General features: G+C 57.3%; 18 protein-coding genes. 11 read left to right on the top strand and 7 right to left on the bottom strand.

The features are described from left to right. Nucleotides 1-143: 143 nt before the first annotated feature. Both ACYASS_RS09560 and ACYASS_RS09555 read right to left on the bottom strand, forming a co-directional pair. A complete protein-coding gene (locus ACYASS_RS09560) occupies nucleotides 144-2,180 on the bottom strand; it encodes an oxidoreductase (protein WP_463585954.1) in 2,037 nt (678 codons plus the stop codon). Nucleotides 2,181-2,373: 193 nt separating this feature from the next. Continuing rightward, complete coding sequence (locus ACYASS_RS09555; RefSeq protein WP_463585953.1) at nucleotides 2,374-2,598, bottom strand: hypothetical protein; 225 nt, start codon at nucleotides 2,596-2,598, stop codon at nucleotides 2,374-2,376. A gap of 598 nt (nucleotides 2,599-3,196) precedes the next feature. Between ACYASS_RS09555 and ACYASS_RS09550 the strand changes: the two genes are divergently transcribed. Both ACYASS_RS09550 and ACYASS_RS09545 read left to right on the top strand, forming a co-directional pair. Beyond that, nucleotides 3,197-3,445, top strand: coding sequence for a hypothetical protein (locus tag ACYASS_RS09550; protein ID WP_255877610.1), 249 nt, complete (start codon nucleotides 3,197-3,199; stop codon nucleotides 3,443-3,445). 60 nt (nucleotides 3,446-3,505) lie between these two features. After that, nucleotides 3,506-6,208: a beta-glucosidase gene (locus ACYASS_RS09545; RefSeq protein ID WP_463585958.1), complete on the top strand. Its 2,703-nt coding sequence runs from the start codon at nucleotides 3,506-3,508 to the stop codon at nucleotides 6,206-6,208. Nucleotides 6,209-6,252: 44 nt separating this feature from the next. On the opposite strand, the gene ACYASS_RS09540 is transcribed toward ACYASS_RS09545, so the two are convergent. Beyond that, nucleotides 6,253-6,927, bottom strand: a complete 675-nt coding sequence (locus ACYASS_RS09540; RefSeq protein WP_463585952.1) for a TetR/AcrR family transcriptional regulator — start codon at nucleotides 6,925-6,927, stop codon at nucleotides 6,253-6,255. Nucleotides 6,928-7,201: 274 nt separating this feature from the next. Between ACYASS_RS09540 and ACYASS_RS09535 the strand changes: the two genes are divergently transcribed. After that, entirely contained in the window at nucleotides 7,202-8,143 is a 942-nt protein-coding gene (locus ACYASS_RS09535) for an ADP-ribose pyrophosphatase (protein WP_463585951.1), read from the top strand. 189 nt (nucleotides 8,144-8,332) lie between these two features. Here ACYASS_RS09535 and ACYASS_RS09530 read toward each other — a convergent pair whose 3' ends face one another. Next, a complete protein-coding gene (locus ACYASS_RS09530) occupies nucleotides 8,333-9,511 on the bottom strand; it encodes a XylR family transcriptional regulator (RefSeq protein WP_463585950.1) in 1,179 nt (392 codons plus the stop codon). Between the two features lie 190 nt (nucleotides 9,512-9,701). Here ACYASS_RS09530 and xylA point away from each other — a divergent pair, with 190 nt between their 5' ends. The 4 genes from xylA to ACYASS_RS09510 all read left to right on the top strand — a co-directional run bounded on the left by xylA (nucleotide 9,702) and on the right by ACYASS_RS09510 (nucleotide 15,042). Then, on the top strand, nucleotides 9,702-11,018 hold the full coding sequence (xylA, locus tag ACYASS_RS09525) for a xylose isomerase (RefSeq protein ID WP_463585949.1): 1,317 nt from the start codon (nucleotides 9,702-9,704) through the stop codon (nucleotides 11,016-11,018). Between the two features lie 150 nt (nucleotides 11,019-11,168). Then, nucleotides 11,169-12,170 carry a D-xylose ABC transporter substrate-binding protein gene (gene xylF, locus ACYASS_RS09520; protein WP_463585948.1) on the top strand — a complete coding sequence of 334 codons (1,002 nt, stop codon included), beginning with the start codon at nucleotides 11,169-11,171 and terminating at the stop codon, nucleotides 12,168-12,170. A gap of 175 nt (nucleotides 12,171-12,345) precedes the next feature. Continuing rightward, entirely contained in the window at nucleotides 12,346-13,905 is a 1,560-nt protein-coding gene (gene xylG / locus ACYASS_RS09515) for a D-xylose ABC transporter ATP-binding protein (protein ID WP_463585947.1), read from the top strand. Then, nucleotides 13,906-15,042, top strand: a complete 1,137-nt coding sequence (locus ACYASS_RS09510; protein ID WP_463585946.1) for a sugar ABC transporter permease — start codon at nucleotides 13,906-13,908, stop codon at nucleotides 15,040-15,042. 127 nt (nucleotides 15,043-15,169) lie between these two features. On the opposite strand, the gene ACYASS_RS09505 is transcribed toward ACYASS_RS09510, so the two are convergent. Then, complete coding sequence (locus ACYASS_RS09505; RefSeq protein ID WP_463585945.1) at nucleotides 15,170-15,907, bottom strand: GntR family transcriptional regulator; 738 nt, start codon at nucleotides 15,905-15,907, stop codon at nucleotides 15,170-15,172. 116 nt (nucleotides 15,908-16,023) lie between these two features. Here ACYASS_RS09505 and ACYASS_RS09500 point away from each other — a divergent pair, with 116 nt between their 5' ends. Then, nucleotides 16,024-17,379: a class-II fumarase/aspartase family protein gene (locus tag ACYASS_RS09500; protein ID WP_463585944.1), complete on the top strand. Its 1,356-nt coding sequence runs from the start codon at nucleotides 16,024-16,026 to the stop codon at nucleotides 17,377-17,379. Between the two features lie 78 nt (nucleotides 17,380-17,457). Next, nucleotides 17,458-18,759: a C4-dicarboxylate transporter DctA gene (gene dctA / locus ACYASS_RS09495; protein WP_463585943.1), complete on the top strand. Its 1,302-nt coding sequence runs from the start codon at nucleotides 17,458-17,460 to the stop codon at nucleotides 18,757-18,759. 86 nt (nucleotides 18,760-18,845) lie between these two features. On the opposite strand, the gene ACYASS_RS09490 is transcribed toward dctA, so the two are convergent. After that, nucleotides 18,846-19,718: an HDOD domain-containing protein gene (locus ACYASS_RS09490; RefSeq protein ID WP_463585942.1), complete on the bottom strand. Its 873-nt coding sequence runs from the start codon at nucleotides 19,716-19,718 to the stop codon at nucleotides 18,846-18,848. Between the two features lie 250 nt (nucleotides 19,719-19,968). On the opposite strand from ACYASS_RS09490, the gene ACYASS_RS09485 reads away from it, so the two are divergent. Continuing rightward, on the top strand, nucleotides 19,969-21,108 hold the full coding sequence (locus tag ACYASS_RS09485) for a nitrilase-related carbon-nitrogen hydrolase (protein WP_463585941.1): 1,140 nt from the start codon (nucleotides 19,969-19,971) through the stop codon (nucleotides 21,106-21,108). Between the two features lie 2 nt (nucleotides 21,109-21,110). Further along, nucleotides 21,111-22,151: an AraC family transcriptional regulator gene (locus ACYASS_RS09480; protein WP_463585940.1), complete on the top strand. Its 1,041-nt coding sequence runs from the start codon at nucleotides 21,111-21,113 to the stop codon at nucleotides 22,149-22,151. Nucleotides 22,152-22,185: 34 nt separating this feature from the next. Here the strand turns inward: ACYASS_RS09480 and ACYASS_RS09475 are convergent, their stop codons facing one another. Beyond that, on the bottom strand, nucleotides 22,186-22,311 hold the full coding sequence (locus ACYASS_RS09475; RefSeq protein ID WP_463585939.1) for a hypothetical protein: 126 nt from the start codon (nucleotides 22,309-22,311) through the stop codon (nucleotides 22,186-22,188). Between the last annotated feature and the right edge of the window lie 66 nt (nucleotides 22,312-22,377).

Raw genomic sequence — 22,377 nt, 5'->3', positions numbered from 1 at the left:
TGTTATATAAAACTATAATCCAACACCCGGTGGGTGTGCGCGCTTGCCCGTCTATCCCCTCCCCCGGGGGCTTTGTTCCCCCCGTGTACACTCCCGCGCGCCCACCCCCCGCTCCCACAAGAATTGCGTTCCCCAGGAAAACCCTACAACCCCGCCGCCAACCTCGAACCCTGGTCAATCGCCCGCTTCGCATCCAGCTCGGCAGCGACGTCCGCGCCGCCGATCAGGTGCACGCTCTGCCCGGTCTCGACCAGCCCGTCATACAGTTCTCGCAGTGGATCCTGCCCGGCACAGATCACGATGTTGTTCACCTCCAACACCCTCTCTTCACCTTCACCAATCCGAATGTGCAGGCCAGCATCGTCGATCCGCAGGTATTCAACGCTGTTGAGCATCTGCACCTGCTTGTTCTTCAGGCCGGTGCGGTGGATCCAGCCGGTGGTTTTCCCCAGACCATCACCCACCTTGGAAGCCTTGCGCTGTAACAGGAACACCTGACGCGCCGGGGCGTGCAACTCAGGTTTGATCCCCACTACACCGCCGCGTGCTTCCAGGGCAGTATCAATACCCCACTCCTTCCAGAAAGCCGTGCGGTCCAGGCTGGTGGAAATGCCCTGATGCACCAGAAACTCCGAGACATCAAAACCGATACCGCCCGCGCCAATCACCGCAACGCTGGCGCCCACTGGCTTGCGCTGCAGGATCACATCCAGATAGCTCAACACTTTGGGATGTTCGATACCGGGTATCGCCGGGGTACGTGGCGCGATGCCAGTCGCGAGGATGACCTCGTCGTAACCCGCGCCGCGCAAGTCTTCGACAGCAACACGAGTGTTGAGCCGCACGTCGACGCCAGTGGTCTGCAGCTTGCGCGCGAAGTAACGCAAGGTTTCGTAGAACTCTTCCTTGCCCGGCACGCGCTTGGCGATATTGAACTGGCCGCCAATTTCTGCGGCCGAATCGAACAAGGTCACCTGATGGCCGCGCTCAGCGGCAACCGTGGCGGCCGCCAGACCAGCAGGGCCAGCGCCAATCACGGCGATTTTCTTGCTCTGGCGCGTCGGGATGTAATTCAGCTCGGTCTCATGACAGGCCCGCGGATTAACCAGGCAACTGGTCAGCTTGCCGCCAAACGTATGGTCCAGACAGGCCTGATTACAGCCGATGCAGGTATTGATCTCATCAGCCCGCCCCGCAGCAGCCTTGTTGACGAACTCTGGGTCCGCCAGAAAAGGCCGGGCCATGGAGACCATGTCGGCGTCGCCTTCGCTGAGAATCTGCTCGGCGATTTCCGGTGTATTGATGCGATTGGTGGTGATCAGCGGAATGCCTACCGAGCCGCGCAGTTTGGCAGTGACTTTACTGAATGCGGCACGCGGCACCTTGGTCGCGATGGTCGGGATCCGCGCTTCATGCCAGCCGATACCGGTATTGATAATCGTCGCCCCGGCCTGCTCAATGGCCTGAGCCAATTGCACGATCTCTTCCCAGGTACTGCCGCCTTCCACCAGATCGAGCATCGACAGGCGAAAGATAATGATGAACTCGGCGCCAACGGCTTCGCGAACCCGCCGAACGATTTCCACCGGCAGACGCATGCGGTTTTCGTAGCTGCCACCCCAGCGATCAGTGCGATGGTTGGTGTGAGCCGCGAGAAACTGGTTAATGAAATAACCTTCAGACCCCATGATTTCAACGCCGTCGTAACCGGCACGTTGGGCCAGCGTCGAGCAGGTGACGAAATCGGAAATCTGCTTTTCGATGCCTTCTTCGTCCAGCTCGCGGGGTTTGAAGGGATTGATGGGCGCCTGAATGGCGCTTGGGGCAACCTGATTCTTGCTATAGGCATAACGTCCGGCATGCAGGATTTGCAGACAAATCTTGCCACCCGCAGCATGCACCGCCTGAGTCACCACGCGATGCTGCTCAGCCTCTTCAACCGTGGTCAGCTTGGCCGCACCGGTGTAAACGCCGCCTTCTTCATTAGGCGCAATCCCACCCGTCACCATCAGCCCGACACCGCCCGTTGCCCGCTCGGCAAAATACGCCGCCATACGCTCAAAACCGCCGGGCTTTTCTTCCAGACCGGTGTGCATCGAACCCATCAGGGTGCGGTTGCGCAAGGTGGTAAAGCCCAGATCCAGCGGGGCCAGCAGGTGCGGGTAATGAGCGGCGGCCATAGAAACTCCATCGAACTGTCACGGGATGCGACCGCCTGGGGCAGCCGTCAATTATTCAGGCCTTGGTGGCCTGTTCATTGGGCAACAGTAAAGACGAGCTTCGCGACCGGCTCAATGACTGCAAGTGACAAGTTGATGACTTTAACGCGCATCTGCTATTGCACTTCTACATCTTGATAAGCGTCCATGCGAATCAAAGTCGCACAGGTTGCCCGCTGCTGTGAACGGCATCGCTGGTCACCAGGCATGCGGTGCCAATCTCGGTCAGCCCGCGGATGATGTGTAGGGTGTAAGGAAAAGCAGGGTCCTCCTCCAGCACTCTCTCCGACACCAACAGCCCTTCGCTCACGAGCACATCGATCGCCAACACACAGCGCACGATAGACGGAACGCTTGGCTGACGACGCACCAACTGCATGTATATCTGCCCGCACGTCAGTTTTCGTGGTTTGCCCCCGCTAGGCTTTCCCTCGGTGAGTAGCCAGACCGCGTCTAAAATCGCCAGATCTACCGCAAGAGCGTCTGTGAGCCTTGGGTTTACTCCAGACTCATGAAACAAAAAGGAACTGGCTTGGGATGTCACCGATAAACCTCTGGGTACATTAGCCTGAACAACCGCACTTGTTCACACCGTGAGTTTTCTCGCCTTTTGGAATGAGCAGCGTGGCACGCACATTCTCTAGACAGCGCGACATTAAGGGGATAACCCCCCTGACCAGATCACTTTAACATCGCCAAAACAGAGCCATCACTCTGTTTTTATGAAAGATTTTTTATAGCTAAAAAATGTAAATCCTTAGAATAAAAAACCAATTAAATTTATATAAAAACAATAAAAATTCAATAAAATTAAAAAAATCAAGAACACCAAGATAAAATATAAAAATATATAACCCTTCTATCTTTGCCGCCACAGAACTTTAAGCTCACACTACTGACTTACTGTCTGCAGCCTGTAGTAAACCTCCACGCGCTGACACTTCTTTGTTACCCACTTCTATTTGGAGATTCTCCCGATGGCTAGAAGCTTGCTGCCTCTTGCTGCCATTTTTCTGATGGGCCTCACCACACTTTCTGTATCAGCCGCCGAAAACAAAAATCCCCTGCCGTCGACATCGAGTGATGTGCGCGTGGAAGTCGAGGCCAAACGCGAGCAGATCACTGGCGCCGAAAGTGCCACAAAAAGCCAGTCGACAGGCGCGCAGACGGTGCTGGACGCCCCGGTCGTGACCGACGACGCCCCAACGACCGACGAAGAGAAATGAGTCTTCGTTTGATACGCAGCACACACCCTATCGAACGAATTCAGGAGTAGCTCCATGTCCATGATCAAACAAGGCTTAGGCCTGAGTCTGCTTGCGTTGAGCATTGCTCAGGCAGGCACCGTAATGGCTGTCACCCCGATGACGGGCAATGAGGTCGAAGCGCGGGTTGGCGCGATGCTCGACAACATGACCCAGTCGGAAAAAATCAACTTCTCGCGCGTCGATGACGGCCGCATGATTCCCAAGCTGGACAAATTCAACCTGCAAGGCACCGTCGCCTACGACTCGGCCATGGGCGTACTGGTCGGCGGCAAGACATTCGGTGCGCAGTACCCGTCACCGTCGGCATTGGCCGCGACCTGGAGCATCAACCGGGCCAAGGAATTCGGTCTGGCGATTGGCTACGAAACCCGGATAGCTGGCGGTCAGCAAATGCTGTCTCCGGCCATCAACCTCTATCGCACCCCGTTCAACGGGCGCTCCGCCGAGTACATGAGTGGTGAAGATCCATTCCTCGGCGCAGTGTTGGCTCCGGCCGTCACCAACGGTATCCAGGTCCAGGGGATTCAGGCTGCCGCCAAGCATTACCTGATGAACGAGCAAGAGGCGAACCGGCACTATCTGGACGTCAAAATTGACGAGCGCGCCATGCAGGAGCTGTATCTGCCCGGCTTCGAATCGCTGGTCAAGAACTCGAATATTGCCTCGATCATGTGCGGTTACAACAAGATCAATGGCGAATATGCCTGTGAGAATCATCACCTGATCACTGACATTCTGAAAGGCCAGTGGGGCTTCCAGGGCAACGTGATGAGCGACTTCAACTCGGTGCAGGACGCATTCAAAGGCGCCTGGGCTGGCACCGATATCGACATGCCGAGCGGCCTGCAATTCACTGAAGCCAAGTTGCTGCCCTATGTCTGGAACGGCCAACTGCATCAAAGCGTCATCGACGACAAAGTCCGCAGGAATCTCAGGGCACTGGTCAGCTACGGCTTTGACAAGGGCATCAACAAGGCCCAGCCTCTCGAGCACCGCGAGTACGGCCAACTGGCTGCGCTGAACGTCGCTAGGGAGTCGATTGTGCTCCTGCGCAACGAACCTGTGGATGGGCAGAAACCTCTGCTGCCACTGCCGAAAACGGCAAAGATCGCTGTCATCGGCGACCTGGCAATGCAGCCACCGACTGCGCCATTCGGCACCGCTTACTCAGCGCCTGCCAGCTACGTGACTGAACTCAGCGGCCTCAAGCAGCTGGCGTCGAGCACCAGTAATGTCGATTACCTGCCGCAGATGAGCCTCGATCCTAAATCGTCGGTCTGGTATCAGCCGGGTACGGGTAAAGGCAAAGGCAAGGAAGCCATCAGCAACACGGGTGTGAAAGCCGAGTACTACGCTAACACCACATTGTCCGGCGATCCTGTTGCAACCAGCATCGAGCCAGGCCTCAACCTGAGCTGGATCACAAACACCAACGTAACCGACAGCGGCACCAGCGCGGTAACCGGTTACAACCCGGCACCGGGCGCGTTCTCGGCTCGCTTCACCAGCAAGATCAAACCTACCATCACCGGCCCGCACGTCTTCAAAGTCCGTGCCGATGGTGCTTACAAGCTCTGGATCAACGACGAGCTGGTGGTTGAGCATGAAGACAAGCAGGTTTCATTCGACCTGATTCCTGTGGTGCCACGTACCGTCAAAACTGTCGCGCTGAAAGCCGGCACCGAGTACAACGTGCGCCTGGAATATCGTCGACTCAAAGGCAATTACACCCCGGTGCTGGGCGGCATGAATGGCGTGCAATTGAGCTGGGCGTCGCTGCGTCCACCGACCAATCTGGCTGACTATGACGCAGTCGTGGTGGCAGCGGGCAGCAACTTCGAATACGAAGGCGAGTCCCTTGATCACCCCTTCGAACTGCCGCAATTTCAGTCCGAGATGATCAGCTTCGTGCAGAGAGCCAACCCGAAAACCATCGTCGTGATGCACGGCGGCGGCGGTATGGATATGCAACCGTGGGCAACCAAGGTCGCGGCTTCCCTGCACGCGTGGTTCCCGGGTCAGCAAGGCGGTCAGGCACTGGCGGAAATCCTGTACGGTAAGGTCAACCCTTCGGGCAAGCTGCCTATCACGCTGGACAAGAAAGTGCAGGACAACCCGAGCTTCGCCTCGTACTCCGATCCGGCTCCGTACTACTTCAGCAGCCCTAAACCGCCGACTGAAATGACCTACAGCGAAGGCCTGTATCTGGGCTATCGCGGTTACGACAAGAACCATGCGAAGCCGCTCTACCCGTTCGGTTTCGGGATGTCTTACACGACATACCAATACAGCGACCTGAAGCTGTCGAGCAACGTGCTTGCACCTGGGGCAACCATCAAGGCCACGTTCACCGTGACCAACACAGGCGACAAGCCTGGTTTCGAAGTCGCTCAGTTGTACGTGCAGCCTTCAAAGCCGCAAGTTGATCGTCCGGAAAAAGAGCTGAAGGGCTTCTCCAAGGTCTACCTGAAGCCGGGCGAAAGCAAAACCGTTACGATTCCGCTGGACTCCCGCTCGTTCGCCTACTATTCGCCTGACGCTGTGAGCTGGATCGTAGACCCGGGCAAGTTCAAGGTTCTGGTGGGCAAGGATTCGGAAAACCTGGCACTGAACCGCACCGTCGTCGCGCTGTATGGCGAGAAATTGTCGACGCGTGAATCCAACCCTCTCCCGATTCCGCTGCGCAACGCAGTTCAAGTCAAGCCGGAACAGGCTTACTAAGTCAGCCTGCACAGAGCGTGATCGGTGGCTGCTACAGCCACCGATCACTGACTATCAAGCGGTCGTTCTCTGACGAGTCCGGTCGGTTTGAGGTCCGAAGCCAGACGCTCGAGAAACCTCGCAAAAGCACGTTCAACCGGAACGTAATCGGGGGAGCGTAGCCATTGAATCTGCATTCCGTCCATCATCGACGCAATCTCAAGGCTGACCTGCTTCACATCGGTGTCCGCACGAATTTCGCCCGCCTCGATCAGCAGATTGAGTTGAGCTTTGATGTGGCCGTGCACAATCTCAAAGCGTTCGCTGAACCACCGGTTGGCCGGGTGAGTCACGGACAGGCTTTCCGTGTTGATGATCATCAGCGCCTGACTGACAGCAGCGTCCTCGGTACTGAACCTCATGATGAACTGCAAAAACGCTAAAAACCCGTCCAGCGACGCCACCTCATCAGCTTCCTGTAAACGGGTGGCGATGTATTGATCCCGATGCTGCAGCACGGCGTGCAACAGCGCGAGCTTGTTGGGAAAGTGATGTAGCAACCCGACTTGCGATATGCCCGCGACCTTGGCAACGTTGGTCAGCGTCGCGCCCGCAAATCCATCCCTGGCAAAAATAACCATGGCGGCCTGAATGATTTCCAGCTTGCGCATATCCCCTTTGGGGATGTGGCGACGCTTGGGAGGCGCAGCCGCGTCAGGAGTGGGAGTATTTTTTGGCATTTGAATAGCACTGTCCGTTGCGCAACTATGAAACTTGTCAGCGTATGGATTTCGCGCTGAAGCGTTCACTTATAGGCCAAACAGTACCCATAGAGAAATTTTCGGAAAATTCATCAGCGATGCACTACTGAATGTGACCCTACGCCCATGCTGTACGGGTTAAAAGCGTCCAGAACTGCACGTAGATCCAGTCGGTCGCGGAACATACCATGTGCCCCTGGAGCTGACAAATACACCACCGTTCGTAATACCTGACCACAAAGGACTGCCCCGCATGGATACACGCAAGGTTCGAATCACAGGCGAACATCTGCTGTCGGATAACTGGTATCTGCTGAAAAATATCAAGTTCGAAATGCCACGTCGGGACGGCAGTTGGCAGGCAGTTACCCGTGAGGTATACGACAGGGGCAATGGTGCCACGATCGGGCTTTACAACCTGGCAAAACGGACGGTTATTCTCACTCGGCAATTTCGCATCCCGGCTTTCGTCAACGGGCACGATGGTTACTTGATCGAAGCGGCTGCGGGCCTGCTGGATAACGCCAGTCCCGAAGAGCGAATCCGCCTGGAAGCCGAAGAGGAAACCGGTTACCGGGTCAAATCGGTGCGCAAGATCTATGACGCGTTCATGAGCCCGGGCTCAGTGACTGAGCGCCTGCATTTCTTTGTCGGGGAATACCAGCCGGAAGATCGCATCAATGACGGCGGTGGACTGGCCGAAGAAGGCGAGGACATCGAAGTGCTGGAACTGCCCTTCGATGTGGCGCTTGAAATGGTAAACGACGGCCGGATCATGGATGGCAAAACCATTATCCTTCTGCAGCACATCAAACAGCTCATGCCCCCCTCTTCCGGCCTGATGATTCTGGTGGCAGGCCCTTACCGTTCGGGCACCAGCGATGACCCCGCCTTGCTGGAAGCCAATGTGCAGGCCATGCAAGCAGCCGCCGCAGAACTGCTGGGTGCCGGGCACTTCCCGATGGTCGCCGAATGGGTCGCGTTACCGTTGGTGCAACTGGCGGGTTCCAAAAGCATCGGTGACGAAGTGTTCCAGAAGCATTTCCATGAATACGCAAAAAAGCTGCTGCAACGCTGTGACGGCGTATTGCGCATCGGCGGCCCTTCAGAGGGCGCGGACCTGATAGTTAAACTGGCTCAGCAGCGGGGGTTGGCGGTGTATCGAAGCCTTGATGAGGTTCCACATATTCAATAAAGGGCTGAACACATCGGGCCTGTAGGAGCTCACCGAAGTCACGAAGCCAGCGATGGCGGCGTGTCTGACACACCGCTGTCGCAGCCTTCGGCAGCTCCTGTCAAAAATATAACTACATAAATAAAATGCGTTTTTTGTGGGGGATTCTATGTTCACCTGCAATCCCGCAGGACCGGCCAGGCGATGTTCCTAAACAATCACCTCCTGCCGATACTCAAGTGGCGTGCAGCCAAACTCGCGACGGAACACCGTATGCAGGTACTGCGCGGATTTGAAGCCGCAATTGCGGGCAGTATCTGCAATGGTCGAGTCGGTGTTCTTCAGGCCATTGGCCGCCGCCGTGAGTTTGAAGCGCAGAATTTCGTCATGCACGCTGCAGCCGCGCGCGTCACGAAAGTGCGACTCCAGGGCTGAACGCGACACCCCTACATAAGCGGCGACTTGCGCCGTCTTGATGCCCTGGCAAGCGTATTGGCGAATGAACAACAATGCCTGCATCACATAAGGGTCGCCTAATGGCTGGTGCAGGCTCGACAGCTGTACGTTGATCGAATCCGGGGGGATCAGAATGTGCGTGCCCTTGGCGGGCATGCCGTGCAGCATCTGGTGCAGCAACTGCGCCGACGTGCGCCCCATGGTCTCTGTGCCCTGGCTGACGGAGCTCAGCGGGACCCGCGTCAAGCTGCGGGTCAGCGGATCATTATCGATGCCAATCAGCGCCACCTGTTCCGGAACGGCAATCCCGGCCGTCAGGCAGGCCTGGAGCAACTGCCGCGCCCGGGCATCACTGACGGCAATGATCCCGATAGGCTTGGGCAAGCTTTGCAGCCAGGTAATCTGCTGTTCAACAGCACTGTCCCAAAGCGGCGCGCTGGTGCCCATGCCACGGTAGATCTCAGCATGCAGACCGTCGCGTTGCATCAATTTGCGAAACGCCTTCTCACGCTCCTGAGCCCAACGATTGGCTTGTGCTTCTGGCAGGCTGAAACAGGCAAAACGGGTCAAACCAGCGTCAATGAGATGTTCGTAAGCCAGCGTCATCAAGGCCTGATTATCGGTGGCAACGTAAGGGATACCTTGCGGATAGTCCTCCTCGTTCTGATAAGAGCCGCCCACCGCAACCACTGGCAACCTGATCCCGGCCAGCGCCTCGCCAATCATCGGGTCATCAAAGTCGGCAATGATCCCGTCCCCTTGCCAACGCTCGATACCTTTCAACCGGCAGAGAAAATCCTCCTCCAGAAATAGATCCCAGGAAGCGCGGGTACTGCTCAGGTAGTTGCCGATGCCGCTGATGATGCCGCGGTCATAGATCTTGCTGCCATTGAACAACAGCGCAACGCGGTGAACGGGCGGTACAGTTTTCATTGTTATTGTCCTGGGCCTGGCCAAGGTTATCGAAACAGACTAGGCGCGCAGACGCAGAATCTCAATACGCAAAATCGCACTGTGTGTTGATGATTTTCATAATCAGCAGCGACAAGGCCGTTGCTAGTATCGAGGCACTGAAAAGAGCAATCGATTAGAAGAACCGATAAAAACAAAAAGGACATTGCGAATGCCATATTTCCCCGCTATCGACCGAATTCGCTTCGAAGGCCCTGCCAGCGATTCGCCCCTCGCCTTTCGCCACTACGATGCGAACAAAATCATCCTCGGCAAGCCAATGCGCGAGCACCTGCGCATGGCTGCCTGCTACTGGCACACCTTCGTTTGGCCGGGCTCCGATGTGTTCGGCGCAGGCACCTTCAAACGCCCATGGCAGCATTCGGGCGATCCTCTGGAGGTGGCGATGGGCAAAGCCGAGGCGGCGTTCGAGTTCTTTACCAAGCTGGGGATCGACTATTACTGCTTTCACGACACTGATGTCGCCCCGGAAGGCAGCTCGCTCAAGGAGTACCGCAATAACTTTGCGCACATGATCGACCATCTGGAGCGCCATCAGGAGCAAAGCGGAATAAAGCTGTTGTGGGGCACTGCCAACTGCTTCAGCAACCCGCGTTTTGCCGCTGGCGCTGCGAGTAATCCGGACCCGGAAGTCTTTGCCTGTGCCGCTGCTCAGGTATTCAGTGCCATGAACGCGACCCTGCGCCTAGGCGGCGCCAACTACGTGCTGTGGGGTGGCCGCGAGGGTTATGAAACCCTGCTCAACACCGACTTGAAACGTGAACGTGAACAGCTGGGCCGTTTCATGCAGATGGTGGTTGAGCACAAACACCAGATCAATTTCAAAGGCGACCTGCTGATCGAGCCCAAACCCCAGGAGCCGACCAAACACCAATACGATTACGACAGCGCCACCGTATTTGGCTTCCTGCAGCAATACGGCCTGGAAAACGAGATCAAGGTCAACATCGAGGCCAACCACGCGACCCTTGCCGGTCATAGCTTCCATCATGAGATAGCGACGGCTGCGTCCCTGGGGATCTTTGGCAGTATCGACGCGAATCGCGGTGACCCGCAAAACGGCTGGGACACCGACCAGTTCCCCAACAGTGTCGAGGAGATGACGCTGGCCACTTATGAAATCCTCAAGGCGGGCGGATTCAAGAATGGCGGGTTCAACTTCGACTCCAAGGTGCGTCGGCAAAGCCTTGACGAAATCGATCTGTTTCACGGCCATGTAGGAGCGATGGATGTCCTCGCCCTGTCTCTCGAACGCGCAGCAGCCATGCTGCAGAACGACCGGCTTCAGCAATTCAAGGATCAGCGCTACGCAGGCTGGCAGCAGCCGTTGGGCAAGTCGGTGCTGGCAGGCGAGTTCAGCCTTCAGTCACTGGCCGAACATGCCTTCGCCAAAGAGCTGAATCCACAAGCCGTCAGCGGCAGGCAGGAAATGCTCGAAAACGTTGTTAACCAGTTCATTTATCGCTGATCGAAATCGAGGTCTACGGGCACCGCAATCCGGTTACACTCGCGCGACAAATCTGTGCTCGCGGTGCCTTGCGACTCTCTACAGTTCTACCAGCACGATATTCATCGTCAGGCAGTCGCTTCTAAAAACAACAATAAAGGACGCACCACTATGAAGAGTTTTAAACGCACGCTACTGGTTGGCGCTCTCGCGCTGCTGTCAATTCCGGCCATGGCCGACCCTGCCCATCCAAAAATCGGATTCTCCATTGATGACCTGCGCCTGGAGCGCTGGGCCCGCGATCGCGATTACTTCGTCGCGGCGGCGGAAAAAATGGACGCCAAGGTCTTCGTACAATCGGCCGACGCCAACGAGCAAAAACAGATTTCGCAGATCGAGAACCTTATTTCTCGCGGGGTCGATGTGATTGTCATCGTGCCGTTCAATGCCACGGTACTGACCAACGCTGTTGCAGAGGCGAAGAAAGCCGGGATCAAGGTCGTGTCTTACGACCGGCTGATTCTCAATGCTGACATTGACGCGTACATCTCCTTCGATAACGAAAAGGTCGGCGAGATGCAGGCCAGCGGCGTGTTGAACGCCGCGCCCAAGGGTAATTACTTTTTGCTCGGTGGCGCGCCGACCGACAACAACGCAAAAGTGCTGCGTGAGGGCCAGATGAAGATCTTGCAACCCGCAATAGACAAGGGCGATATCAAGATCGTCGGCCAGCAATGGGTCAAAGAGTGGAACCCGACTGAAGCGCTGAGCATTGTCGAAAACGCCCTGACCCGAAACGACAACAAGATCGACGGCATCGTTGCCTCTAACGACGCCACCGCAGGCGGCGCGATTCAGGCACTGGCTGCACAGAAACTGGCTGGCAAGGTGCCGATTTCAGGCCAGGACGCCGACCTGGCAGCGATCAAGCGCGTGATCAGCGGCACACAAACCATGACCGTTTACAAACCGCTGAAGCTCATCGCTACCGAAGCCGCCAAGCTTTCGGTGCAACTGGCGCGCAACGAGAAGCCCACCTACAGCTCGCAGTACGACAACGGCAGCAAAAAAGTCGACACCATCCTGCTCACGCCCACACCACTGACCAAGGACAACATTGATCTGCTGGAGAAGGACGGGTTTTACACCAAGGCGCAGATTGAGGGGAAGTGATCTGAGCGTAAACCTCGCTCCGATCAAAAAATGCATTCCTTTGAATTGAAATGCATTTCTGTAGGAGCTGCCGAAGGCTGCGAAGACACTCGTCCTGACACACCGCCATCGCAGCCTTCGGCAGCTCCTACAGAAACAGTCTCTGCCTGCACCCGCTTATCTTTGAGCATTCGCTATGTCCGACTTCTTGCTGCAAATGAATGGCATCGTCAAAACCTTCGATGGGGTAAAAGCCCTCAATGGCATTGATATCAAGGTCAGGCCCGGGGAATGCGTAGGGCTGTGCGGCGAGAATGGCGCAGGTAAATCGACGCTGATGAAAGTGCTTTCGGCGGTCTACCCGCACGGTACCTGGGAAGGAGAAATTCTCTGGGACGGCCAGCCACTCAAGGCACAGTCGATCAGCGAAACCGAAGCGGCCGGGATCGTCATCATCCATCAGGAGTTGACCCTGGTGCCCGACCTCTCGGTGACCGAGAACATCTTCATGGGGCATGAGCTGACGCTGTTCGGCGGGCGCATGAACTACCCCGCTATGACCCACCGTGCCGAAGCACTGATGCGCGAACTGAAAGTCCCGGACATGAACGTATCGCTGCCGGTTTCCCAGTACGGCGGCGGCTATCAGCAACTGGTGGAAATCGCCAAGGCGCTGAACAAGCAAGCGCGGCTGTTGATCCTTGATGAACCCTCGTCAGCCTTGACCCGTTCTGAGATCGAGGTACTGCTGGATATCATCCGCGACCTCAAGTCCAAGGGCGTTGCATGCGTCTACATCTCCCACAAGCTGGATGAAGTCGCCGCCGTGTGTGACACCGTATCGGTTATCCGTGACGGCAAACACATTGCTACCACCGCGATGGCAGACATGGACATTGCGCAGATCATCACCCAGATGGTCGGACGGGAAATGAGCAACCTCTACCCCACCGAACCTCATGAGATTGGCGAAGTGATTTTCGAGGCGCGCCATATCACCTGCTACGACGTCGACAACCCGAAGCGCAAACGGGTCGACGATATTTCATTCGCCCTCAAACGTGGCGAAATACTTGGTATTGCCGGGCTGGTCGGCGCAGGTCGCACAGAACTGGTCTCGGCATTATTCGGCGCCTACCCCGGCCGCCACGAAGGCGAAGTCTGGCTGGACGGCAAGCAGATTGACACGCGCACACCACTGAAATCGATCCACGCCGGGTTATGCATGGTCCCCGAAGACCGCAAGCGCCAAGGCATCATTCCCGATCTGGGAGTCGGCCAGAATATTACCCTCGCAGTGCTGGACTCCTACTCCAGGCTGACCCGCATTGACGCCGAAGCCGAGCTGGACAGCATCGACAAGGAAATCTCGCGCATGCACCTCAAGACCGCGAGCCCGTTCTTGCCGATCACCAGCCTGTCTGGCGGCAATCAGCAAAAAGCCGTGCTGGCAAAAATGCTGCTGACCCAACCCCGCGTGCTGATTCTCGATGAGCCCACCCGTGGCGTCGACGTCGGCGCTAAATACGAGATCTACAAACTGATGGGCGCGCTGGCGGCCGCAGGCGTGTCGATCATCATGGTGTCCTCGGAACTGGCCGAGGTGCTCGGCGTCTCCGACCGGGTCCTGGTCATTGGCGAAGGACAACTGCGCGGTGACTTCATCAATCACGATCTGACCCAGGAACAGGTACTCGCCGCTGCACTCAGCCAAACTGCCGACCCTAACAACAATAATGATCGGAAGTCCGCGTAGATGAATCAGGTCAAACAGCTCTTCACACGCTACAAAATGCTCGCGCTGGTCATCGCGGTGGCGGTCATCTGGTTATTCTTCAGTTGGCAAACCGACGGTGGATTTCTGACCCCGCGCAACCTGTCCAACTTGCTGCGGCAGATGTCGATTACCGGCATTCTCGCCTGCGGCATGGTGCTGGTGATCATCAGTGGCGAGATTGATTTGTCGGTGGGCTCGTTGCTCGGGCTGCTGGGTGGACTGGCGGCCATTCTCGACGTGGTCTATCACATCCCGCTGCTGGCCAACCTGAGCCTGGTTGCGCTGTGCGGGCTGATGATCGGCCTCGCCAACGGCTACATGACGGCGTACCTGCGCATCCCGTCGTTCATCGTCGGCCTGGGCGGCATGTTGGCGTTCCGTGGCATTCTGCTGGGCATCACCGGCGGCACGACCATCGCCCCGGTCTCGCCGGAACTGGTTTACGTCGGGCAAGGCTATCTGCCGCATTCAGTTGGCACCGGGCTGGGCATCGTACTGTTCGCACTGACGCTGTATCTGACCTGGAAACAACGCCGCAATCGCGCCGCCCACGGCCTCGCTGCGCATTCACTAGTGCGAGACATCTTGCGTGTGGTGCTGATCGGTGCGGTGCTGGCCGGATTCGTCCAGACCCTCAACAGCTACGACGGCATCCCCGTGCCGGTGCTGCTGTTGCTGATTCTGCTCGGCGTATTCAGCTACGTCACCACCCAGACCGTATTTGGCCGCCGGGTCTATTCAGTGGGTAGCAACATGGAAGCGACGCGACTGTCAGGCATCAACGTGCAGGCCGTGAAGCTGTGGATATTCGGCATCATGGGCGTGATGTGCGCCCTTGCTGGCATGGTCAATACCGCACGCCTGGCGGCGGGTTCGCCCTCTGCCGGGAGCATGGGCGAACTTGACGCCATCGCTGCCTGTTTCATCGGCGGCACCTCCATGCGCGGCGGCTCCGGCACCGTTTACGGCGCACTCCTCGGGGCGCTGGTCATCACTAGCCTCGACAACGGCATGTCCATGCTCGACGTGGACAGCTACTGGCAGATGATCGTCAAAGGCAGCATTCTGGTGTTGGCGGTGTGGGTGGATGTCAGTACGCGGACGGGGCGGCGCTGATCAAGGATCTGGCTTGAAATGCATTACCTGTAGGACCTGCCGAAGGCTGCGAAGAATTCGTCCTGGCCTACCGCAATCGCAGCCTTCGGCAGCTCCTACAGGTCAAGTTGACATTTTCACATGCCCCCTAAAACCCCGTCTTCTCACGCTTCATCTGGGTCACCAGAGTGAAGCGATCATCGGGATGGACCGTCTCGGAAACGACCATTACCTGCCCTTCCTCATCACGGTATTGGCGCAGGATTTTCAGCCCCGGCGCGCCCGCTTCCGCATTCAGATTTTTGGCGATTTCAGACGTCAACAAGACCGCACGTACCTGCTGGTCAACCACATCAATGTGCCGTCCGAAATGTTGTTCGATCAACGCCGCGATGAGTTCATCCGGGTGCTGCTTCGCCAGTTCGATCACCTCGGCGTAAATGTCCAGGGCGTAAACATCGGTCCAGCAGAGCGGCGCACGTGAGTTCTCCTGATCAACCCGGATACTCGAGACGCAAAAGTAATGCTCGCCAGGCTCCAGGCCAAGACGCCTGGCTTGTGCAATGTCGGCCACAAAATGACTGACTTCCTGAATGCTACGGACCTGGGTTTCTGCCAGATGGGCCAGGTCGGCAACCGACGCCAGGGACTGCGAGTAACCACCTCTTGGCGTCGCCGCTTCAACGCGAGTTCCCACTCGCTTGCGACGTGAAACAAGCCCCTGATTTTGCAACTGCGTAATGGCGGCACGCACGGTGTGGCGGCTGACCTCATACAACTCGCAGAGCTCGAACTCAGTCGGCAGTAGCGTACCCACGGGATAACGACCGCTGGCAATTCCCTCGATCAAGTCTTTTGCAACAACGGCATAGCGTGTCTGGCTCATACCTTCGATCAGTCCCGGCTTTTCACAGTGTTGACAGTGTATCAGTGCAGGCGTAAGAATTATGTACGAACATATTAAATATGTACGGCCAATAACAACATAACAGGAATGCTTTCATGTCTAGCACCGTCTTCGACTCCGCTCTCTTCCGTGACATGTTCGGCACCGCTGAAATGCGCGGCGTATTTTCCGACAAGGCTTTGATCAAACGTTACATCGAAGTGGAAGTGGCACTGGCCCGCGCCGAAGCACGCTGCGGCGTGATCCCTGCGCAAGCCGCCGAGCAGATCGCCGAACTCGCCACCTACGAATCCCTCGACCTCGCGCTGATGCAGCACGAAACCGAAATCGTCGGTTATCCGATTCTCCCGCTGGTTGAACAACTGTCGAAAACCTGCGGCGAAGCCGGTCGCTATGTACATTGGGGTGCGACGACTCAGGACATCATGGACACCGCAGTGGTCCTGCAAGTGCGTGCGGCCCTGGCCATTGTCGAGCGGGATATTCAAGCCGTGCGTGGCTTGCTTGCTGACCTCGCCAAACGCTATCGCGATACACCGATGGCGGGTCGTACTCACCTGCAACACGCGCTGCCGATCACCTTCGGCTACAAGTGCGCGGTGTGGCTGAGCATGTTTGATCGCCACGCAGAGCGTCTGGTCGAGCTGCGTCCGCGAGTGGAAATCGGCCAGTTCGCTGGCGCAGCAGGCACCCTCGCCTCACTGGGCGACAAGGGCCTGGATGTGCAGGAAGCGTTGATGGACGAACTGGGTCTTGGCGTGCCTCAGGCCACTTGGCATGTAGCCCGTGATGGTCTGGCGGAAACCCTGAACTTCCTCGGTCTGGTCACAGGCTCACTGGGCAAGGTGGCGCTGGACGTCATGATGATGATGACCAGCGAACTGGGTGAAGTGTACGAACCTTTCGTCAAGGGTCGCGGCGCCAGCAGCACCATGCCGCAAAAGCGCAACCCGATTTCCTGCGAGCTGATGTACGCCGCAGCCAAAGGCGTTCGCCAGCACGCGGGTCTGATGCTCGACGCGATGATTCAGGATTTCGAACGTTCGACAGGCCCCTGGCAGGCTGAGTGGATCGCGATTCCGGAAGCCTTTGCCCTGACCGCCGCCTCGCTGGGGCAGGCCAAATTCATGCTGGCCGGGCTGGAAGTGCGCACCGAACGCATGCGCCAGAACCTCGACATGACCCAAGGCCTGATCGTGGCCGAAGCGGTAATGATGGGCCTCGCCCCGGCGCTGGGTCGTCAGGTCGCCCACGACGTGGTGTATGCCGCCTGCCGTATGGCCAACGATCAGGGCACCAGCCTGCTGGATGCCTTGCTCGCGCAGGGTGAAGCCACCGCGCAACTGGACATCGAAGAGCTGAAACGCCTCACCGATCCGGCTAACTACCTGGGCCTGGCACCACAAATGGTTGACATCGCCCTCGCCCGTGAGGGAGCCGTCAAACGCTGAACCCAACCAGGACGGGGCGCGCCTTGCATGGAGCCCCGCTGCCCATTACTCGCTAATAAAAACAACGAGATTGCAGATATGTCCACGACTACAAAAAAACCGTTCTACAGGGACCTGACTTTTCAGGTCATCGCTGCCATGGTGCTGGGCATCGCATTCGGTTTTCTGGCTCCGGAGCTGGCGGCGAAGTTCAAGATTCTTGGTGACATATTCCTCAAACTGATCAAGACCGCCGTCGCGCCTCTGGTGTTCTTCACCGTGGTGCACGGCATCGCCTCGGCGGGTGATATCAAGCGGGTCGGCAAAGTTGGCTTGCGGGCGCTGATTTACTTTGAAGTGGTGTCTACGCTGGCTTTGGCTATTGGTCTGATCTGGGGCAACCTGTTGCAGATCGGCTCAGGCATGCATGATGCGCATCCAAGCAGCGCCACCGCAGCCGCCGCCAGCGCAGCCGTCGCCAAGGGCCATGGCCCGACGTCAACCATGGATTTCATCTATGGCATTTTCCCGGACAACTTCGTCGGTGCGTTCGCAGGTGGACAACTGCTGCAAGTGCTGGTGATTTCGGTGCTGTTCGGCTTTGCCTTGCTGGCCCTGAAGCCTGAACGTCGTGAAGTGATCGAGGACGGCCTGAGCCGTATCTCCGAATGCTTCTTCGAATTCATCAACCTGATCATGAAGTTCGCGCCGCTGGGTGCTTTTGGTTCGGTGGCCTATGCGGTAGGCAGCAACGGCACTGCGGTGCTGATGTCGCTGGCTAACCTGGTGTTGATGTTCTATGTCGCCATCGCCTTCTTCATCTTTGTGGTACTGGGCATTGTGTGCCGGATTGCCGGTTTCAGCCTGTGGCGTTTCCTCAAGTACATCAAGGACGAGATCTTCATCGTGTTGGGTACGGCGTCCTCGGAAAGCGCCCTGCCACGCCTGCTGCAAAAACTGGAAAAATTTGGTTGTTCCAAACAAAGCGTCGGCCTGGTACTGCCTACCGGTTATGCGTTCAACCTGGACGGCACATCAATCTACATGTCGCTGTGCGTGCTGTTCATCGCCAATGCTTACGGTGTGCCACTCAGTTGGGAGCAACAGTTGGGCATGATTGCGATCATGCTGGTGACGTCCAAAGGCGCAGCAGCGGTATCGGGTGGCAGCTTTGTGGTATTCGCCGCCACGGTCACCGCCATTGGCGTGCTGCCCGCAGAAGGTCTGGCGCTGCTGTTCGGGGTGTACCGTTTCATGTCCATGGCGATCGCCACCTGCAACACGATCGGCAACAGTGTGGCGACGGTAGTGGTGTCCAAGTGGTCGGGAGAATTCGAAGAGCAGACGGCGAAAGCGGAATACTCGCGAGTGCTTGGACGTAACCCTCAAGCTGCGCTCTAGATACAACTGTCAGCGTCAGGAAGTCTTACGTCTTTGCCGGGACGCGCGCTCAAAAAGCGCGTCCCGCAAAGCGCTACAAACACTACTTAACGCGCACCCAACTCACGAATATTCGCCTTCAACTCCTGAAAGTCATACTCGGACAAGCCGACATAATCGAGCACCAGATGGCTGATGGTGTTCCACTCGTGATCGGCACTTTCCTTGCCCAGTACACGATACGACTCACAGATGTGTTCGGCCATTTTCAGGATCGATAGCAGGTTCTTGACCTGACTGTGTTGCCCAGTGTCATCACTGAACACCGCGTAGGCGTTGTGATGCCGGGCAATGGTCGTGGCCATGTGCTCGGGCAGGCGCCAGGCTTTGGCGGTGTAGTAGCCGACCACCGCGTGGTTGGTGTTGAACGCTTTGTTTTCTACGTCGACGACGCGCTGTTGCTGGTTCGCACCGGCGTAGCCCTGCTCCAGCACCGTCATGTAGTTGGGGAATTTCTTGTACATCAACGGCACGCCACAATCGTGGAACAAGCCCAGTGCATAAGCTTCGTCAACCGCTTGAGAGCCCAGCCGTTTGGCAAGCGCCAGGCAGGTCATGGCGATGTCCTGCGCGGTGTCCCAGAAACGGTTGAGGATAACGATGGACTCATCGTTCATCCCGCCACGGATGGACAGGCCGTTGACCATGTTGATCACCGAACGGCTGCCCAGCAGATTGACTGCGCGCGGAATCGAAGAAATCCGGTTGCTCAAACCGAAGTAGCTGGAGTTGACGATTTTCAGCAAGGCGCCAGCGATGCCAGGGTCCTGGGAGATGAGACGGGCAATCTCCGCCAGATCGGGGTCGGGCATGTACTGCTCGATCTGCAAGTCGACCAGGATCTGCGGCTGCGGCGGCACAGTGATGCCTTGCAAAGCCTGCTTGATTTTCTCGTCGGTAAACTCTGACTCTGCTGACATACGCTTCCCTGAACACTCACCCAATACGTGATACGGCCCGACTCTAGCGAATAGGAAAGACATTTGCGATGGGGCATTGCCTGATTGACAACGCCACTGACTGGAGGCGCGGACCTGCGGGCTGATTCCGTGCGACAAAAAACCCGTCATTGAAAGGAAAAAAGTTCGTTAAGCCGTTGTTTTCCCGTAGTCTCGGCACACATAACCTTACACAGCCACAATCAGGGATCGTCAGCACTTCAACTTACTTATGCGTACATTTTTTACTATTGCCATTGGTTTGGTACTCACGGCTGCTCTTGTCGGCTACGGTTTCTGGACTGAACAACGTCCGGTGGGCCACTACCTGTCGGACCTGCGCATCCAGCTCGTGGTCGACGAAGGCCAGCCGAGTGAACGCGGCAACCTGCTGGGCATCCAGCCAGAACTGTTCCCTGCCGACTACCAGAGCACCGGACGCCTGCACCGCAAACTGGCCGCCTACCTGCAACAGGCTCGCGACCAAGGCCTGATCAACAGCCGGACCATCGTTGTACTGCCTGAGCATGTGGGCACCTGGCTGGTTGCCAGTGGCGAGAAAAATGAGGTCTATCAGGCCGTCAGCATGGATGAAGCGCTGACGTGGATATCCCTCAGCAACCCGCTCAAGTTTCTTGGCGCAGTGCTCGGCGCCAAGGGTCACAACTGGCTAGACGACGCACACTTGCGCATGAAAGCGACCTCTATGGCCGAACAGTATCAAACGCTTTTCGGCGGGTTGGCCAGGGAGTTTGGTGTCACGCTGGTCGCGGGGTCCATCGTGCTGCCTGAACCGACCATTGAAAACGGTAAATTGAAGCTCGGCAGTGGCCCGCTCTATAACAGCAGTGTGGCTTTCGGCCGGGACGGCCACCCTCTCGGCCAGCCCCAGCGCCAGCTGTTCCCGATGGCGTATCAACGCCATTATGTCCATTCAGCCACCGACTTGAATGTCTTCGACACCCCAGCGGGCAAGCTGGGCATATTGATCGGCAGCGACAGCTGGCATCCCGGCAATTACGCCAGTCTGAACAAGCTGGGTGCCGAATTGATTGCCGTGCCCGCCTTTGTCATCGGCTCCGGCCACTGGACCAGCCCGTGGCGAGGCTACCGCACGCCGGATCTGCTCGGCGCAACCGGGCTGAACACGGGTGATATCAGCGAAGGTGAAGCGTGGCAGCGTCTTACCCTGACCAGCCACGCGCCGCTCAGCACTGCCAAGGCCGGTGTCAGCGTTTTCATGCGCGGCCAGCTGTGGGATCAAGGCAGTTCGGGGCACAGTTTCGCCAGCCGCGATGGCCGCCATATCGTCGAACCGTCGCCGGATGACAAAGCCCATCGTGGCGCTCGCCTGATCAATATCTGGCTATGAGCATGACCCCATCGCCTACACGTCTTGGTGATTTGTCAGTGGGGTTTGTTCAAAGCCTGGCCGATGCGGTGCGCAGTTTTGATCAGGATCCACAGCCATTGCTGGAGCAATATGGCCTGGATCACCCAAGGTTGGCCGAGGCCGGAGCGCGTTTGTCCATTCCGCGTTACATGCGCCTGGGCCATGCTGCCATTCAACTGACCGGCCAGCCCGGCCTTGGGTTGCGAATGGGCCGTTTGAGCCACATCAGCCAATGCGGTCTGGCGGGAGTGACAGCAGCCCAAGCCCCGAACGTTCGCGAGGCGGCTCGCACCCTGATCCGTTTCGAAGCCTTGTACGGTTCAAACTACCGTGGCCAGTCGAGCTTTTACGAGGACGCTGAAGGTGCCTGGTTGCGGTTCTACTCCATCAGCCCCTACAACGGTTATAACCGCTTTGTGGTGGACTCGATCATCGCCAGTTGGCTGCAGCAACTTTCCAGCCTCAGCGAAACTGAAGTGCGCGCTGAGCGCATCGAGATTGAATTTGACGCGCCCGGCTATGCCGCTGAATACAGCGAATTAAGCACACAACCAGTGGCCTTCGCCGCCGCCACCAATCAGCTGCGCCTGAACCAGCACACGTTGAGCCTGCGCAACCCGCAGCACTGCCCCAGTACCTGGGCACATCTGCTCCTGCTGTGTGAAAAAGAGCTTGAACAGTTGACCCGCACCCGCAGTTTGCGGGAGCGCATCACCCGCCTGCTGGGACCTTTGCTCAACGGGGGAAGGGAACCGGAGCTGGAGGAGATTGCTGCCCGACTGAAACTGCCCGCCTGGACCTTACGCCGCAAACTGGCCGAGGAAGGCACGGGTTTTCGCAGCCTCCTGAACGACACTCGGCGTGATCTGGCGATGACGTATATCCGCGACACCGAACTGGCATTCGGTGAGATTGCCTATTTGCTGGGCTTCGCTTCTGCGGAAGCCTTTCAGCGGGCCTTCAAACGCTGGACCGGCCGAACGCCCGGAGAGTTTCGGCGGAGTCAGCGCAGGCAGGATTGAATTTTCCAAATTCGGTTGCGCTTTCTGTAGGAGCTCACAACTCAGTCGCATCATCCGCAGGCTCAGGTGGATCCAGCTCAAATGCCTGGTATTCCAGCAGTTCTTCTTGATAGTCGTCCATAACGCGTGCCCTCTTGGCTGTTCTTTGAAATGACGTCATTCACTGACCACTGCCCTCACCATAAAGTGCCAAGGTGAAGGAAAAATGACTTGATCATGAAACATA

Source organism: Pseudomonas sp. HP_14, from assembly GCF_055283875.1.
The sequence above is the reverse complement of the archived record's forward strand: the minus strand, read 5'-3'. Positions and strand labels throughout refer to the sequence as shown.